The organism is Streptomyces sp. NPDC005962 (genome assembly GCF_040629205.1).
Lineage (GTDB): Bacteria > Actinomycetota > Actinomycetes > Streptomycetales > Streptomycetaceae > Streptomyces.
In genome coordinates, this window is record NZ_JBEXVE010000029.1 from 92,102 (window position 1) to 107,353 (window position 15,252).

Below are 15,252 nucleotides of genomic sequence, written 5' to 3' on the forward strand. Positions count from 1 at the left end.
ACGCAGTGCACTTGCCCCTACGCGCCCCGAAGGTGGGAGAGGAGGCCGTCGGCCGCCGGGTAGGGGCGCTCCTCGGGGAGGCGTTCGGCCGCCGCGTCGAGGCTGCCCGCCCGTACGAGGGCGTGGACCTCACGGGCCAGGGGCGTGACATCGGTGATCGACACCGTCCACTCGTCCGCGTACCGGCGCGCCGCCTCGCCCGCCAGGCCGAGCTGGAGGGAACGGTAGGGGAGCGGCCGCAGGTGGAGGTCGCGCTCCGGGTCCCACTGGACGCGGGTGGGGGACCGGTGGAGTTGGCGCTTCCAGGCGGCCTGGTCGGGGTGGAGGCCGCGTACGTAATGGGAGAGGCAGGCGTTGCGCAGCGCCCACGCGAAGCCCTCGTGGGTGATCTCGACGGCCAGGACCGTTTCCTGGCCCTCCTTCAGTCCCCAGCCGCAGCGGTACATCATCCACAGGAACGACGGTTTGATCCAGGTCATCCGGTCCCGCTTCCAGGAGGAGGGGAACCGGCCGTCGCGGGCGGCGGGTTGGCCGATGTGCGGGGCGTAGGCCTGGTAGACGGTGACCGTGGTCGGGGTGTGCCGGGCGCGGATCTGGTGGGACTGGTGTTCCATGGTCGGCAAGCGTGGCGGGGACGGCGGCGTCCGGCCACCGAATTTTCAGCGTCGGCGCGGGTCTTCCGCCGTCCGGCGCCGGGTGGCGTCGAGGGTGCCGAGCAGCGAGAGCGCCTCGGCGCCGGGGCTGCCGGGCTCGGCGTGGTAGATGACGAGTCGCTGTCCGGGCGCGTCGCGGACGTCGAAGGCCTGGTAGGTGAGGGTGAGCGGGCCGACGTCGGGGTGGTCGAGCTGTTTGGCGTCGCGAGTTTTGCCGCGCACGGTGTGGCACCGCCACAGCGCGGAGAACACCGCGCTCCGCTCGGTCAGGGTGTCGATGAGCGCCCGCAGCCGGGGGTTGTCGGGATCGAGGCCGGTCGCCTCGCGCAGGTTGGCCACGGTGGCCTGGGCGGTCCAGTCCCAGTGGGGGTAGAAGTCCCGGGCCGCGGGGTCGAGGAAGGTCATACGGGCGAGATTGTCGGCGGGGTCGAAGGGCGAATACAGGGCCTCGGCCAGCGTGTTGGCGGCCAGGATGTCCAGGGCGCCGTTCAGGACGAAGGCCGGGGTGTGGGGGTAGCCGTCCATGAGCTGCCGCAGCGCCGGACTCACCACGTCCCGCCGCGCGGCCGGGCGGTCGTTCGACGCGGTCCCGGCCAGCCGGTGGAGGTGGGCGCGGGCATCGGCGTCGAGGCGCAGGGCGCGGCTGAGGGCATCGAGGACCTGGGCCGAGGGGTGGCGTTCCCGGCCCTGTTCGAGCCGGGCGTAGTAGTCGGCGTTCACTCCGGCCAGTACGGCGACCTCCTCGCGCCGCAGCCCGGCCACTCTGCGGAGGCCGTAGCTCGCCATCCCGGCGTCTTCGGGCCGCAGTGCGGCGCGCCGGGTGCGCAGGAAGTCCCCCAGGGCGTTGTCGGACATGAACCCAGGCTAGAGGGGCCGGTTCCGGCGTGCCTGGGTGTGCCGCACCCAGGCAGCACACGTCCTGGCCGATGCCATGGCGGGATGCCCAGACTCGGTGGCGGACAGCGGCACTCCGCACAACGAAAGGGAACGCACATGAGTGGACGGCGACTTGACGGCAAGGTCGTACTGATCACCGGCGCGACGGGCGGAATCGGCGCGGCGACCGCCGAGCTGTTCGCCCGCGAAGGCGCGCGGCTGGTCCTCACCGACGTGGCCCGCGACCCCCTCCGCGCACTGGCGCGGCGCGTCGAGGAGACCGGCGGGGAGGTGGCCACCGCGGTGCTGGACGTCTCCTCCGCCCGGGAATGGGACGCGGCGATCACCACCGTGCGCGAGCGGTTCGGCACGCTGGACGTGCTCGTCAACGTGGCGGGCATCGTGGACTGGCCGGGCATCGAGGACACCGAGGAGGACACCTGGGACCGCGTCATCGACATCAACCAGAAGGGCAGCTGGCTCGGGATGAAGGCCGCCATGCCGCTGCTCCGCGCCACCGGCAACGCATCGGTGATCAACACCTCGTCCGTCCTCGGGATCGTCGGCAGCGGAGCGGCCGCCGCGTACCAGGCGTCCAAGGGCGCGGTGCGGCTGCTGAGCAAGACCGCCGCCGTCGAATACGCCCGTCAGGGCGTGCGGGTGAACTCCGTCCACCCCGGTGTCATCGCCACGCCGATGATCCGGGACATCCTGGACGAGCAGGGCGACCAGCAGCCGGACATCGTGCGCACCCCCATGCGCCGCGCGGGCCGCGCCGACGAGATCGCCTCCGCCATGCTCTTCCTCGCCTGCGACGAGTCCTCCTTCGTGACCGGCACCGAGCTGGTGGTCGACGGCGGCCTCACCGCCCACTGACTTCCGGAAAGGACCGGCGAAGAGAGCGGCGAAGGCGACCGGTGAAGCCACCATCGCGCCGTGTGTACGGTGATCGCATGCCTGACCTGCCGCACCGTCCCGAGCCGTTCCTCCAGCAGACCGACCCCGCCGCGCTCGACGACCTCCGCGCGCGGCTGCGCGCCACGCGCTGGCCGGACGCGCCCGAGGACGCCGGGTGGTCGCTCGGGACCGACCTCGGCCACCTCCGCGAACTCGTCGGCTACTGGGCGGACGAGTTCGACTGGTCGGCCCAGGAGGTGCAGCTCGCCCGGCTGCCCCGCTTCCGCGTCCGGCTCGGCGGCCTCGGCATCCACTTCGTGCACGCGCGGGCGGCCGCCACACCGGCCGGGAACGCCCTGCCGCTGGTCCTCGCCCACGGCTGGCCGGACTCGTTCTGGCGGTACGCGAAGGTCATCCCGCTCCTCACCGACCCCGGTGCCCACGGCGGCGACCCCGCCGACGCGTTCGACGTGGTCGTGCCCGACATGCCGGGCTACGGGTACTCCGACCGCCCCAGCGGCCCGCCGCTCGACTCCATCGCCGTCGCCGGGCTGTGGGCCGAGCTGATGGACGTCCTCGGCTACGAGCGGTTCGGCGCGGCGGGCGGGGACATCGGCAGCCATGTGAGCCGCTACCTCGGACTCGACCACCCCGACCGGGTCGTGGGCGTCCACCGCATGGACGGCGGGCTCCCCGTGTTCACCGGCGACCGGGCGGACCTCACGCCCGAGGAGCGCGCCTGGTTCGAGTCCACCATGACCTGGGGCGCGACCGAGGGCGCCTACGCCGCCCTGCACCGTACGAAGCCCCAGACCGCCGCCTTCGGGCTCACCGACTCACCGGCCGGGCTCGCCGCATGGATCGTCGAGAAGCTGCGGGCCTGGAGCGATTGCGACGGCGACATCGAACGGAGCTTCACCAAGGACGAGATCCTGACGAACGTCATGCTCTACTGGCTCACCGGGACGATCGGCTCCTCGATGCGCATGTACGCCGCGAACGCCGCGATCCCGCCCGAGCAGCACGCCCGCCGGGTCGACGTGCCGTCCGGCTTCTCGCTCTTCCCCGGCGACATCGTCCGCCCGCCACGGGCGTGGCTCGACCGCACGGCGAACGTGGTGAGCGTGACCGAGCCCCCGCGCGGCGGGCACTTCGCGCCGTTCGAGGAGCCCGAGCTGTACGCGGAGGAGCTGCGCGCGTTCTTCCGCCCCTACCGGACGGCGGCGGGCTGAGCCCAGATGCGTTGGCCATGGCTGTACGGGCACCGGGCCGTATGGTCGGATACGGCGCATGGATTCCCGTCGCGAGTCTGTTTCCGCAGGCGCCGCCCCCGTCGTCGTAGGGGTGGACGCCTGCCCGTCCGGCTGGGTCGCGGTGACCTTGCGCGGTGGCGTGTTCGCCAGTGCCGCGACGGCCGGTGGGCTGAGCGATCTGCTGGCCGGTAAGGAGGACGCGGCCGTGGTCGCGGTCGATATGCCGCTGGGTCTGCTGGAGTCCGAGCATCGCAGCGCGGAGAGACAGGCCGCCGAGCTGCTCGGGCCGCACCGCTCGCGGATCTTCCCGGTGCCGCCCCGGCAGGTCTGGGAGCAGCCCGACCACGCCGCGGCGAACGCCTGCTGCCGCCGGCTGACCGGGCGCGGACTGAGCGCCCAGACCTGGGGGCTGGCGGCGAAGCTCCGCGAGGCCAACGCCCTCCGTGACGGCGGCGAATACCGGCTCCACGAGGTGCATCCCGAGGTCTCCTTCGCGAACATGCGAGGCGGCGGCGAGCCGGTCGCCTGGAGCAAGAAGGGCTGGAACGGCCAGGCCGTGCGCCGCCGTCTCCTCCAGGAACAGGGCATCGTCCTGCCCGACGACCTCGGCCCGGCCGGTCGGGTGCCGTCCGATGACGTCCTGGACGCCGCGGCGGCGGCTTGGAGCGCGCACCGCATCGCGCTCGGCACGGCCGTGAGCCTGCCCGCCCCGCCGGAGAAGTCGGACACGGGGCTGGACATCGCCATCTGGTACTGACCCCTCTTACAGAAGGCGGCGGGAGGCCGCCCGAGCCGTGCCTCGGGCGGCCTCCCTTTCCCCCACCCCCGGAAATGGTCTTCAGTGACGCCCGGCCGGAGCCGTCAGGCGCCGATGCCGTACGGGCGCAGAGAGGTGAGCGGGTCGACGTCCGACCCGTAGCGCGAGGTGGTGCGCACCTCGAAGTGCAGATGCGGGCCGGTGGTGTTGCCGGTGTTGCCGGACCGGGCGATCCGGTGCCCCGCGCCGACGGTCTGCCCGCCGCGCACCGTCAGCGCCGACAGGTGCGCGTACTGGGTGTACAGCCCTTCGGCGTGGCGGATGATCACCTGGTAGCCGAACGCACCGGCCCAGCCCGCGGCCACCACCGTGCCCGGGGCCACCGCGTGCACCGAGGTCCCGATGGGCACCGCGTAGTCCACGCCGGTGTGGTGGCCGCTCGCCCAGCGCGGGCCGCGCACCCCGTACGCCGCGGTGATCGGGCCGCTGACCGGGGTCGCGAGCCGACGCGTGGCGGACTGCTTCGCCGCGGACTGCCGGGCGGTGTGGCGGGAAGCGGCGGCCGTGCGCTTGGCCGGGTGGGCCTTGCCCGAGGGCAGGGTGAGCCGCTGTCCCGGGCGGATCAGATGCGGGTTGGCGCCGATGGTGCGGCGGTTGGCGTGATACAGCGCCTTCCAGCCACCGCTGACGGAACTGCGGGTCGCGATGCGGGACAACGTGTCGCCGCTGCGCACCGCGTACGACCCCGATCCGGCCCCGGCCGCCCGCCGGGGGCTGTGTTTACCGGATGGCTTGACCGTGCGCTTCGGGTGGTGCTGCCGGGCGGGCGGCTTGGCGCTGCGTGCGGCGCCGCGGTTCGCCGCCTCGGCGGCGGGCGGGCCGGACCGGGACAACCGGCCGCGGACCGAGCAGACCGGCCACGCGCCCGGGCCCTGGGCGCGGAGCACCACCTCGGCCACGGTGATCTGCTGGCCCTTGGTGGCCAGGTCGGCCCGCGGGGCGTACCGGGTGCCGCCGTACGCGGCCCAGGTGTGCTGCGAGAACTGCAGCCCGCCGTAGTAGCCGTTGCCCGTGTTGACGCGCCAGTTGCCGCCGCTCTCGCACGCGGCGACCTTGTCCCAGGTGTCGACCGGGGCCGCCTGGGCGGCGCCGGTGTTGAGGAACGGCAGGACGATGCCGACGCTGCCCGCGGTCAGGATCGCGCACAGCGGGGAGACCCGGCTGGGCGAAGCGGGGCGGCGGTGACTTCCTCGTACGGCCATGAGGCTGGTTCCTCTCCACAACGGCTCTCGACGTCGCCCCCGGAGGTCCCGGCGGCTGTACGAGTACCGCAGCCGGGGACGGCCGGTCACAAGGCGCAGGGGTGGTCACGGAGCGCCGCGCGCTCCCGGAACCCGCCCCCTGATCGGGTGACGCTCCATCAGCTGTGCGAGGGAAGGCGCGTGGAGGGTCGGGGGGGCGCACGGACAGGCCAGGGGCTGACGGGACGGCCGGGGCGCCGGCCCGAGATCGCTTTCCGCCGCGTGCCGCACGCGGTCCGCGTCGGCGGGAAATGATTCTCCGCCCGGCGGCGGGCGGTTCCCCGGGAGGATGTCGCATTTCCAGTGGATGGGTTTCCCGGGGGCCGTCGCCGATCATCTTCGCGGGGTCGGCCGAATTCCGCACCGGGCAGAGCTGGTTCGGCCCGGACCGGTCCGTGGGCGGCCCAATGCGGCGGAGTGCGGCCGCGGACCGCGTCGGGACGGATCTTGTGGAGCGCTATTACGCCCGCCCCCGGCCAAGATCGGCCGCTTGGCAGTGCGGGGTCGGGCGGGGAACGGACGTACCGGCTGAGCCCGCCGGGCCGGTCGAAAGCCGTGACGCGGTGCGGCCGCGAAGTCGAAGAGCGGAGCGGGAGAAGTTGAATAGAGGAAGGACCGGTGGAGAGAGGGCGGCAATACGGGCGGCAGGGAACGGCGGTCGCGGCCGGGCCGGGGACCCGGCCGCCGCCGCGGGGTGCGGGGAGCGGCCGCGGGGGAGGGGCCCGTCGTCGTCGGCCTCGACGTAGGCCTTCGCGCTGGCCTCGCCGTCGGCCTCGTCGCCGGTCTCGACGGCGGCCTGGGCGACGGCCTGGGCGGCCTCCGGCGCGGTTCGGCCCGTCGCCCATCGGCGCGGGATACGGCACGTCGGCGACCGGAGAACCCTGGCCACAACTCCCGCGCCCTCGCCCGACTTTGCCCGGCACCAAGGCAGGGACCGCCCGGACAACTCGGAGGTTCACAAGCGGACTTGACGTCCCGTTTGCCAAATCTCCCGCCCGCCCATCGCCTCCCGGACCGGCCGCGTACCGCGCCAGTTCTCCGAAAAGGGGGCCGCGCCCGCAGCGGCCGGGAACTGGCGGAGAATCACGCGGTCCCTGTATAGCGGGGAGCGCGCCGCCCCGCATATCATTGACTCACATCGACTTCATCACGGGAGATCGCTCGCAGGAGCGGTTCCGGATAATCATCTCCTGACCCCACATCGTCGCCGAGCCTCGGCGACGCCGATGCCGTCATTTCCGTACGGCATCGTTCGCCGCATCGGGGGAATCGTCGCGCGACGGTTCGTATACCGGGAGGTGCGGCGCGCCTACGGCGTATGCCGGTCGTCACCGGCCGTGCGCCGTCGGCCTTGTGGCGTACCCGGCGGTGCGTCGCGCCGCCGGACGCCCGGCCGGGGGCGCGCGCCGCTCCGGGCCGTGCCCTCGAACGCCGGTCGGCCCCCTCGGTCCCCGGCCGTAGGCGTCCCCTCCACCGCTCCCGGAGCCGTCAGCCCGCGGCGACGAGCCGTCCGTCCTCGCGGCCGATCCAGTAGCGGCGCAGCACATCGAGCATCACCGACACCTCGCAGGCGGTGATGCCGGGCAGCGCGGCCAGGTCGTGCGTGAGGAAGGCGGCGAGCCCCTCCTCGTCCCGGAACACCCCGTGGTGGATCACCGACGAGGTGCCCGCGACGATCGATACGTACCGTGCGGACGGGTGCCGGGCGAGGGCGTCGGCCACCTGCTGGATGGCTCCGGGGGCGGCGTGCAGTTCGACCACCACCTCCAGCGCGTACCCCAGCAGCGCGGGCTCGATCTCCACCCGGGGCCGTACCAGCCCGCGCCGCAGGAGCGACTGGGTGAGCCGGTAGGCGGTCGAGCGGCTGATGCCGAGCGCGCGGGCCACTTCGGCCGCGCTGGCCCGCCCGTCGTGGCGCAGCAGTTCGACCGCGCCCAGCTCCTCGGCGCTGAAATCGGCGACGGTGGCAGTGGCGGCGGGTTCGGCGGGCCCGGCGGGTTCTTCCAGTGGATCGGCCACTTCCCGCAGCGCCCGGGACTGGTCCTCGCCGAGCCTCCGCAGTCGCCAGGAGTCGGACTTCGTCGAGGCCCGCAGCACCAGTTCGGTGTGGGCCGACCGGACGCCGGGGACGGACGGAATCCGGGTCATCAGCAGCTCCCGGGCCCCGGCGCGGCGCGTGGCGTGCAGGGAGCAGTAGACGTCGGCGTGGCCCGTGGTCGTCGCCACGAACGGGATCTCGGGCAGTTCGGCGAGCCGGCCGGCTACCTGCCGCGCCTGCCCGGGGACGGTGGCCACCCAGATGTGCAGGGGGTTGCCCTCGGCCAGCATCGGCCACTCCACCTGCCCGATCACCCGCAGCAGCCGCTCGTCCGCGAGCCGGGCCAGCCTGCGGCCGACCGTGCTGGCCGAGCTGCCGAGCACATCGGCGAGCGCGCTGAGCGGGGCCCGCGGGGCCACTTGAAGGGCGGCCACCAGGTCGAGGTCGGCATCGTCCAGCGGTGAGGTCTCCGGCATGGATCGAATCTATCGTGCGATTGGTGCCCTATCGGTGAATCATTCTTGCGTTACAAGGGTTTTACTTGCCTCATTCCGTCAGTGCCTTCTCTAATGGACGACCACACCCCGTCATCCGGACGAAGGAAGTGCGGCCGGTGAGCTCGAACGACACCACCACCACGCCCGACAACACCCCACCCGGGACGCCGCCCAGGGCCCCCGCGGAAGACTCCGCGGCGCTGTCCGGTCTGCTTCGGGTGCTCGGCGCCATCGAACGCGCGGGCAACAAACTGCCCCATCCCTTCTGGCTGTTCGCCATCCTCAGCGCGCTGCTCGCGGTGGTGAGCTGGGGACTGGCCGCCGCGGACGTGTCCGCGGACAATCCGGCCGACGGCAAGTCCGTCGTCGTCCGCAGCCTGATCTCGGTCGAGGGCGTCCGCTCGATGATCACGGACGCGATCACCAACTACGCCACCTTCCCGCCGCTCGGCACCATCCTCGTGGTGATGCTCGGGGTCGCCGTCGCCGACAAGTCGGGGATGCTCACGGCGATGCTGCGGGCCGGTGTCTCCCGGGTCCCGGCGCGCTGGATGACGTTCGCGCTGGCGTTCACCTCGATGGTCGCCCACATCGCCTCCGACGCCGCCTATGTGGTGCTCGTCCCCCTGGGCGGCCTGGCCTTCCGCGCCGTCGGACGCAGTCCGGTCCTCGGCATCGTGGTGGCCTTCGTGGGCGTGTCCGCCGGATACGACGCGAGCCCGCTGATCACACCGATGGACGCGGTGCTCTCCGGGCTGACCACGGCGGCCGCGCACACCGTCGACCCCGGATACACCGTCACCCCGCTGTCCAACTACTTCTTCTCGATCGCCTCCTCCGTGATCCTGGCCGCCGTCATCACCCTCGTCACCGAGAAGGTGTCGGCCAGGCAGGTGGCGGCGCTGCCGCCCGACGCGGAGGAGACCACCACGGAGGGCGGGGCCGAAGCCGACCCGGTAGCGCTCGATCTGCGCCCCGAGGAGCGGCGCGGACTGCGCCGCAGCGGGCTGGTCTTCCTGCTCTTCCTCGCGGCGATCGTGGTGGCCATGATCCCCACCAGGTCGCCACTGCGCGGCGAGGGCGGCAGCATCGTCGAATCGCCCGTGCTCTCCGGCATCGCCGTGGTGCTCGGACTGCTCTTCGCGCTCCTCGGCACGGTGTACGGGCGGGCCGCCGGCACCGTACGCGGCAGCCGCGACATCCCCGACTTCATGGCGCAGGGCATGCGGGAGATGGCCCCGATCCTGGTGCTGTTCTTCGCCATCTCCCAGTTCCTCGCCTACTTCAAGTGGACGGGCGTGGGCCAGGTGCTCGCCATCCGGGGCGCGGACCTCCTCAAGGACCTCGGGGTGACCGGGCCGGTCGCGTTCCTGGGCATCATCGTGGTGTGCACGGTCATCAACCTGGCGATGACCAGCGGATCGGCCATGTGGGCGCTGGTCTCCCCGGTGTTCGTCCCCATGCTGATGCTGCTGGACGTCCCGCCGGAGGCCACCCAGGCGATCTACCGCATCGCCGACTCCTGCACCAACGCCATCACCCCGATGAGCGCCTACTTCGTGATGGCGCTCGGCTTCCTCCAGCGCTACCGGCGCTCCGCGGGCATCGGCACCCTCGCCTCGCTCACCCTGCCGCTGTCGCTGGCCATGCTGGTGACCTGGACCCTGCTGTTCTACGCCTGGTGGGCGCTGGGCATTCCGCTCGGCCCCGGCGCCCCCGTCCGCTGAGCCACCCCACCCCCCACCCGGAAGGACCCCCTTGATGACGCTCTCCGACATCGCCGCCGCGACGGAGCGGGCGCTGCCCGAGATGACCGACGACCTGCGGACGCTGGTGGAACTGGAGACGCCGAGCGACGACAAGCAGTTGCTGAACACCGGGCTCGCCGCGATCCACAGCTGGCTGATGGCACGGCTCGGCGAGCCGGATGAGACGGAGCGCCACGACTGCGGCCCGCACGGCGATGTGCTGGCCGTCACCTACCGGGGTACCGCGCCCGGAACCGTCCTGCTGCTGTGCCACTACGACACGGTCTGGCCGGCCGGAACCCTCGCCGAGTGGCCCTTCGAGGTGGCCGACGGCAAGGTGACCGGGCCGGGCGTCTTCGACATGAAGACCGGCCTGGTGCAGGCCGTATGGGCGCTGCGGCTGCTGCGCGAGCTGAAGCTGCCGCATCCGAGCGTCCGGCTGATGCTCAACGGCGACGAGGAGATCGGCAGCCTGTCCTCCCGGCCGCACATCGAGCGGCTGAGCGAGGGCGTCCTCGCCACCCTGGTGTTCGAGGCGGCGCAGAACGGGGCGGTGAAGACCTCGCGCAAGGGCGTCGGGCTGTTCGACGTGTCCGCGCACGGCGTCGAGTCGCACGCCGGGCTCGACCCGCTGGCCGGAGCCAGCGCGATCCACGCCCTGGCCGAGGCCGTCCCGCACATCACCGCCCTCGGCGCCCCGGAGCGGGGCACCACCGTGAACGTGGGGCTGATCAGCGGCGGCACCGGCCGCAACGTGGTGGCCGCCCAGGCGCGCTGCGGCATCGACATCCGTGTCACCGAACCGGCCGAAATGGAGCGTATCGACGCCGCGTTCGACGCCCTCGCACCCTCCGACCCGCGGGTGCGGCTGACCGTCAGCGGCGGGTGGAACCGGCCGCCGATGGTTCCGAACGAGCCGTCCCGGCAGCTGTTCAAGCAGGCCCACGCACTCGCGGCCGAACTGGGCTGGGTACTGGAGGAGACCGCGGTCGGCGGGGCGAGCGACGGCAACTTCGTCTCCGCGCTCGGCCGCCCGGTCCTCGACGGCCTCGGCGCCCTCGGCTCCGGCGCCCACGCCCGCCACGAGCACACCCTGCTCGACGCCGTCCCGGCCCGCACCGCACTCGCCGTCGGGCTGCTGCACGCCCTGGCGTCCGACGCCTCGTAACACGGCCCGCACAGCGCCGCCGCCCGCCGCCGTGACGGTCACTCACGGCGGCGGGCGGCGGCGTTACGCATGGGTGGTCAGGAGACCAGGAAGTCGGCCTTGCCCTCCTTGGCACCCTGGATGAACGCGGTGATCTCGCTGCGGGTGTAGATCAGCGCCGGACCGTCCGGGTCCTTGGACTGACGGATCGCGACCCGGCCGTCGTCCAGCTTCATGACCTCGACGCAGTTGCCGCCGTTGCCACCGCTCCACGGCTTGCGCCAGCCGTCGGTGCCGAGGTCGGTGGCGCGCATGCCGTTGTAGATGCGGTCCATGCAGATCAGAGCTCCTTGCGGAAATCGCGGAGGATTTCCTTTGTGCGTCGTGCGGTTGCCGCCTGGGCCGCCATGCGGTCCATGGCCTCCAAGTGCGAGGCCACCTCGATACGTTCATCGAGGTAGACGGCGCCGGTGAGGTACTCGACGTAGACCATGTCCGGCAGTTCGGGAACAGCGAAGCGAAAGAGGACGAAGGGCCCGTAGGTGCCCGGATGGTGCCCGGAGGCGAACTCCGAGATCTGCAGCGTCACCCGCGGCATCTCGGTGCTCTCCAGCAGCCGGTCCACCTGTCTGCGCATGACCGCGGGTGCGCCGACGGGTCTGCGCAGCACGGTCTCGTCCATCACCACCCACAGCCGCGGCGCCTCCGGGCGCTCCAGCAGGGACTGGCGCTCCATCCGCAGCGCCACATGGCGCTCGGCCTCCTTGGGGCCCGCCTTGCCGATGGCGCCGGTCTGCATGACGGCGCGGGCGTAGTCCTCGGTCTGGAGCAGGCCGGGGACGAAGTGCGGCTCGTACGCCCGGATCATCTCGGCCGCGCCCTCCAGGCTGACGTGCACGCTGAACCAGTCCGGCAGGATGTCGTGGAACCGCTGCCACCAGCCGGGGCGGTTGGCCTCCTCGGTGAGGGCGATGAACGCTTCCAGCTCCGTGCCGATGACGCCGTAGGAGTCCAGGAGCATCCGCACATAGGGCACCTTGAGTGCGACCTCGGCGGTCTCCATCCGGCGAACGGTTGCCGGGGCGACTCGTAACACCTGCGCGGCCTGTTCGCGCTTGAGCCCCGCCTTCTCTCGCAGCTCCTGCAGGCGCTTCCCGAGGACGACCTGGCCCACGGTCGGAGCCGACCGCGGTTCGCTCACCTTGCTGCCTCCTCTGCCCCCGTGGCTGATGCCCGAAGTCTGCCATGTCCAGTGCGGCCCGGACACACTGCACAAGCAACTCTGCACAATTCAGAGTGTTACTTGCCATGTGTGCGCGGCCCTCGGGATAGTTGCTTCATGATCCCGTTATCGAGGCCGCCGCTATCGAGGCCGTTTCGGCAGCACGACGCGGTGGGAGTGGCCGAGCGGTACGGGCCCGCGGTCATGGAACGGCTGCCCCGGGTGGGCTGCGTCCTGGCCGCCGGCGGCCGCTGGTGGTGGATCGTGCCGTCTCAGTCGGACATTGGCGTCAACTGGCCCGCGGCGGCCGTCTACGCGACGGGCGCGGTGCCGGCCGGCCCGCCGCTCCGGCGGCGGACCGGCCGGGAGGACGGGGGACCGCGGGTGGTGCACTCACCGGACGACGGCGTGCCCTACACCCACCCGCTGCTGCTGCACATCGCGGTCTGCGCGGTGGCCGGGATCTCCCCGGCCTGGCCGCGTGAGGACCGGCGTTCCGGATCATGACGCGCCGTCGTCCGTCTGCAGATACGCGGCCGGGCGCGGGTAGCGCATCAGGGCCGGTCCGGAACCGTCCGGGTCCCTGTCGGCAACGGCGGGCCGCGCCGGGGCGGAGGCCCTCAGCTCGGCGGGGTCGTAGTCGATGACCTGGGTCTGCTCCGCCGGGGTCGGCTCCGGCACCGGGGCCGGATCGGGCCGGTAGAGCGGGATCTGGTCGAGCGCCGTCTGCTCCGAGGGCGCGGGCCCCTGTGCGTACCCGGCCGCCGCACCCTGCGCCGGGGCCTGCGGCTGGACGACCGGGATCTGACCGGTCTCGGCCTGCGCCATCTGCATCTGCGGGTTCTGCGTCTGGGGGCTCTGCATCTGAGGGAACTGCATCTGCGGGACCTGCATCTGAGGGAACTGCATCTGCGGGGCCTGCGCCTGGCCCGTCTGCAGATACGGTGCCTGGCCCTGCGCCGCCTGGGGCTGCGGCGCGGGGGCCTGCTGCATCTGCGGCGCCTGCATCTGCGGCGCCGGGGCCTGCATCTGCCCCATCTGGGGCTGCTGCATCGCCGCCTGCTGCATCTGCTGCTGCGCCATCTGGGGGACCTGCTGCATCTGCTGCATGGGCTGCTGGGGGAACTGCTGCTGCGCCGGTACCTGGTACAGCGGCGTCTGAACCGGGGGAGTGGCGACGTACGCGGGCGCCAGCTCGGCGGGCGGCTGTGACGGCGACGGCGACTGTGACACCGGCTGCCCGAACGGGTCGGACTGCCCGTACGTGTCCGAGGCCACGCCCTGCGGCGCGGGCAGGGCGTTCGCCGAGTACAGCTGCTGCTGGGCCATCTGCGGGGCCTGCTGCATCTGCAGGATCTGCTGCATCTGCTGCGGGGTCTGCTGCATCGGCACCTGGGGCTCGGGAGCGACGGGAGCGACAGGCGCGGCGGGGGCCGCGGCCAGCTGCGGCATCTGCTGGTACTGGTAGTCCAGCTGCTGCGGCGCCGGGGCGGAGTAGAGCGGCGACTGAACGTCCCAGCCGCGCTGCTGCTCGTAAGAGATCTGGGGGGCGTAGTAGGAGGTCCCGTAGAGCACGGTGCTCAGCCCGGTGAGCAGCCGCTGCACATCCGGCTGGGAGCGCACCACCAGCCGCATGAACTGGCTGCTGCTGCCGAGCTTGTTGCCGCATTCGCGGACCAGGACTCCGTGCTGGGCGAGCAGTTGGTCCCGTACCCATGCGCCGTCCGTGCCGCCGGGCAGCTTGACGAAGACGAAGTTGCCCTGGGAGGGGAAGACCGTCATCCCGGGCAGCCCGGCCAGCTGGCTGGTCATCTCCTGCCGGTCGCGGCTGAGCATGCGCAGGCTCTGCACGTACTCCTGCCGGTACCGCTTGAGCATGAAGACGATGACCTCGGCGAAGGAGTTCAGGTTCCACTTCGGCAGCCGGGAGCGGATCTGCACGGCCAGCGCCGGATTGGCGACGAGATAGCCGAAGCGGACGCCGTGCAGCCCGAAGCTCTTGCCGAGGCTGCGCAGGACGATGACGTTGGGACGCAGGATCGCCTCGTCCACGACGCTCGGATACGCCTCGGCGTCGGCGAACTCCAGGAAGGACTCGTCGATCACCACCAGGTCGAGATCGGACAGCGCGTCCATCAGGCCGATGACGGCCTGCCGGGACAGCAGCCCGCCGTCGGGGTTGTTCGGATTGCAGATGACGGCGACCCGCGAGCCCCGGGACCGGACGAATTGGACGAACGCCTGCGGGTCGAGCGCGAATCCGCTCATCTCCGGGAGCTGGAACATGTCGACCCGCTTGCCGGTCTCCATCGGCTGATCCGTCCACCGGCCGAAGGTGGGAATCGGCACCGCGAGGCTTTCCTTCACCAGCAGATGGTCGATCCAGGTGATCAGCTCGGTCGAACCATTGCCCATCGCCATGGTCTGCGGCTGCAGGCCCAGCACATTGGCCAGTTCGGCGGTGATGGTGTCCGCGGAACTCGGGTAGTACGTGAGGATCTCCCGCAGCCTGACCGCCATCACGGCGAACATGGCGGGGGTCGGGAAGTACGGATTGCAGGGGATGCAGAAGTCCACAAGCTCCTGTCCGCCACCACCCGTGACCCCGGCGCGGTTGAGCGCGAAGAAAGACGGGCTGTGGGCGGTGCCACGGAAGAGTTCCATGGCATCACCGGAATTGCCGACTGCGGCAACAGTCACGGCGGGACCTCCTCGGTCGCAAGGGGTCGTGCAATCACGACCGTTGCGGCTCGTCCCTCGAGCCTGACGCATGATCCCAAAAACGTGGGGGAGCTGAGGATTTTCGTGGGGTGTGAGCGAAACCGAGGGACAGATGTTCCCTGATCGAATAAAATTCCGCCCC

Annotated in this window: 13 protein-coding genes; 6 read left to right on the plus strand and 7 right to left on the minus strand. The window is 71.9% G+C overall.

The window, feature by feature from the left end:
• Positions 1-17: 17 nt before the first annotated feature.
• Both ABZ370_RS34930 and ABZ370_RS34935 read right to left on the minus strand, forming a co-directional pair.
• Positions 18-614, minus strand: coding sequence for a DUF4291 domain-containing protein (locus ABZ370_RS34930; RefSeq protein ID WP_358629409.1), 597 nt, complete (start codon positions 612-614; stop codon positions 18-20).
• Between the two features lie 45 nt (positions 615-659).
• Positions 660-1,508, minus strand: coding sequence for a helix-turn-helix transcriptional regulator (locus ABZ370_RS34935; RefSeq protein ID WP_358629412.1), 849 nt, complete (start codon positions 1,506-1,508; stop codon positions 660-662).
• Positions 1,509-1,646: 138 nt separating this feature from the next.
• On the opposite strand from ABZ370_RS34935, the gene ABZ370_RS34940 reads away from it, so the two are divergent.
• The 3 genes from ABZ370_RS34940 to ABZ370_RS34950 all read left to right on the plus strand — a co-directional run bounded on the left by ABZ370_RS34940 (position 1,647) and on the right by ABZ370_RS34950 (position 4,436).
• Complete coding sequence (locus ABZ370_RS34940; protein ID WP_358629415.1) at positions 1,647-2,405, plus strand: glucose 1-dehydrogenase; 759 nt, start codon at positions 1,647-1,649, stop codon at positions 2,403-2,405.
• Between the two features lie 77 nt (positions 2,406-2,482).
• Positions 2,483-3,658 carry an epoxide hydrolase gene (locus ABZ370_RS34945; RefSeq protein ID WP_358629418.1) on the plus strand — a complete coding sequence of 392 codons (1,176 nt, stop codon included), beginning with the start codon at positions 2,483-2,485 and terminating at the stop codon, positions 3,656-3,658.
• Between the two features lie 58 nt (positions 3,659-3,716).
• Positions 3,717-4,436, plus strand: a complete 720-nt coding sequence (locus ABZ370_RS34950) for a DUF429 domain-containing protein (protein ID WP_358629421.1) — start codon at positions 3,717-3,719, stop codon at positions 4,434-4,436.
• Between the two features lie 104 nt (positions 4,437-4,540).
• On the opposite strand, the gene ABZ370_RS34955 is transcribed toward ABZ370_RS34950, so the two are convergent.
• The gene (locus ABZ370_RS34955) at positions 4,541-5,698 is read right to left on the minus strand and encodes a transglycosylase family protein (protein WP_358629424.1); all 1,158 of its coding nucleotides are present in this window, start codon (positions 5,696-5,698) and stop codon (positions 4,541-4,543) included.
• Positions 5,699-7,225: 1,527 nt separating this feature from the next.
• Complete coding sequence (locus tag ABZ370_RS34960; RefSeq protein ID WP_358629427.1) at positions 7,226-8,251, minus strand: Lrp/AsnC family transcriptional regulator; 1,026 nt, start codon at positions 8,249-8,251, stop codon at positions 7,226-7,228.
• A 137-nt stretch (positions 8,252-8,388) separates the two neighbouring features.
• On the opposite strand from ABZ370_RS34960, the gene ABZ370_RS34965 reads away from it, so the two are divergent.
• Positions 8,389-9,999, plus strand: coding sequence for an AbgT family transporter (locus tag ABZ370_RS34965; protein ID WP_358629430.1), 1,611 nt, complete (start codon positions 8,389-8,391; stop codon positions 9,997-9,999).
• A 34-nt stretch (positions 10,000-10,033) separates the two neighbouring features.
• Entirely contained in the window at positions 10,034-11,188 is a 1,155-nt protein-coding gene (locus tag ABZ370_RS34970) for a M20 family metallopeptidase (protein ID WP_358629433.1), read from the plus strand.
• 77 nt (positions 11,189-11,265) lie between these two features.
• Here the strand turns inward: ABZ370_RS34970 and ABZ370_RS34975 are convergent, their stop codons facing one another.
• Both ABZ370_RS34975 and ABZ370_RS34980 read right to left on the minus strand, forming a co-directional pair.
• Positions 11,266-11,502 (minus strand): DUF397 domain-containing protein, encoded by a 237-nt coding sequence (locus ABZ370_RS34975; RefSeq protein WP_358629436.1) that lies wholly within the window; start codon positions 11,500-11,502, stop codon positions 11,266-11,268.
• Between the two features lie 5 nt (positions 11,503-11,507).
• Entirely contained in the window at positions 11,508-12,368 is an 861-nt protein-coding gene (locus ABZ370_RS34980; protein WP_358629439.1) for a helix-turn-helix transcriptional regulator, read from the minus strand.
• A 192-nt stretch (positions 12,369-12,560) separates the two neighbouring features.
• Between ABZ370_RS34980 and ABZ370_RS34985 the strand changes: the two genes are divergently transcribed.
• Positions 12,561-12,896, plus strand: coding sequence for a hypothetical protein (locus tag ABZ370_RS34985; protein WP_358629442.1), 336 nt, complete (start codon positions 12,561-12,563; stop codon positions 12,894-12,896).
• Here the strand turns inward: ABZ370_RS34985 and ABZ370_RS34990 are convergent.
• Positions 12,891-15,053: a histidinol-phosphate transaminase gene (locus ABZ370_RS34990; protein ID WP_358629473.1), complete on the minus strand. Its 2,163-nt coding sequence runs from the start codon at positions 15,051-15,053 to the stop codon at positions 12,891-12,893. The genes ABZ370_RS34985 and ABZ370_RS34990 overlap by 6 nt on opposite strands.
• Between the last annotated feature and the right edge of the window lie 199 nt (positions 15,054-15,252).

Bases quoted from the DNA above. Each gene is read 5' to 3' on its own strand.
- ABZ370_RS34940 (WP_358629415.1), top strand. From the start codon at position 1,647: ATGAGTGGACGGCGACTTGACGGCAAGGTCGTACTGATCACCGGCGCG.
- ABZ370_RS34975 (WP_358629436.1), bottom strand. From the start codon at position 11,502: ATGGACCGCATCTACAACGGCATGCGCGCCACCGACCTCGGCACCGAC.
- ABZ370_RS34955 (WP_358629424.1), bottom strand. From the start codon at position 5,698: ATGGCCGTACGAGGAAGTCACCGCCGCCCCGCTTCGCCCAGCCGGGTC.
- ABZ370_RS34950 (WP_358629421.1), top strand. From the start codon at position 3,717: ATGGATTCCCGTCGCGAGTCTGTTTCCGCAGGCGCCGCCCCCGTCGTC.
- ABZ370_RS34960 (WP_358629427.1), bottom strand. From the start codon at position 8,251: ATGCCGGAGACCTCACCGCTGGACGATGCCGACCTCGACCTGGTGGCC.
- ABZ370_RS34990 (WP_358629473.1), bottom strand. From the start codon at position 15,053: ATGGAACTCTTCCGTGGCACCGCCCACAGCCCGTCTTTCTTCGCGCTC.
- ABZ370_RS34935 (WP_358629412.1), bottom strand. From the start codon at position 1,508: ATGTCCGACAACGCCCTGGGGGACTTCCTGCGCACCCGGCGCGCCGCA.
- ABZ370_RS34930 (WP_358629409.1), bottom strand. From the start codon at position 614: ATGGAACACCAGTCCCACCAGATCCGCGCCCGGCACACCCCGACCACG.
- ABZ370_RS34970 (WP_358629433.1), top strand. From the start codon at position 10,034: ATGACGCTCTCCGACATCGCCGCCGCGACGGAGCGGGCGCTGCCCGAG.
- ABZ370_RS34945 (WP_358629418.1), top strand. From the start codon at position 2,483: ATGCCTGACCTGCCGCACCGTCCCGAGCCGTTCCTCCAGCAGACCGAC.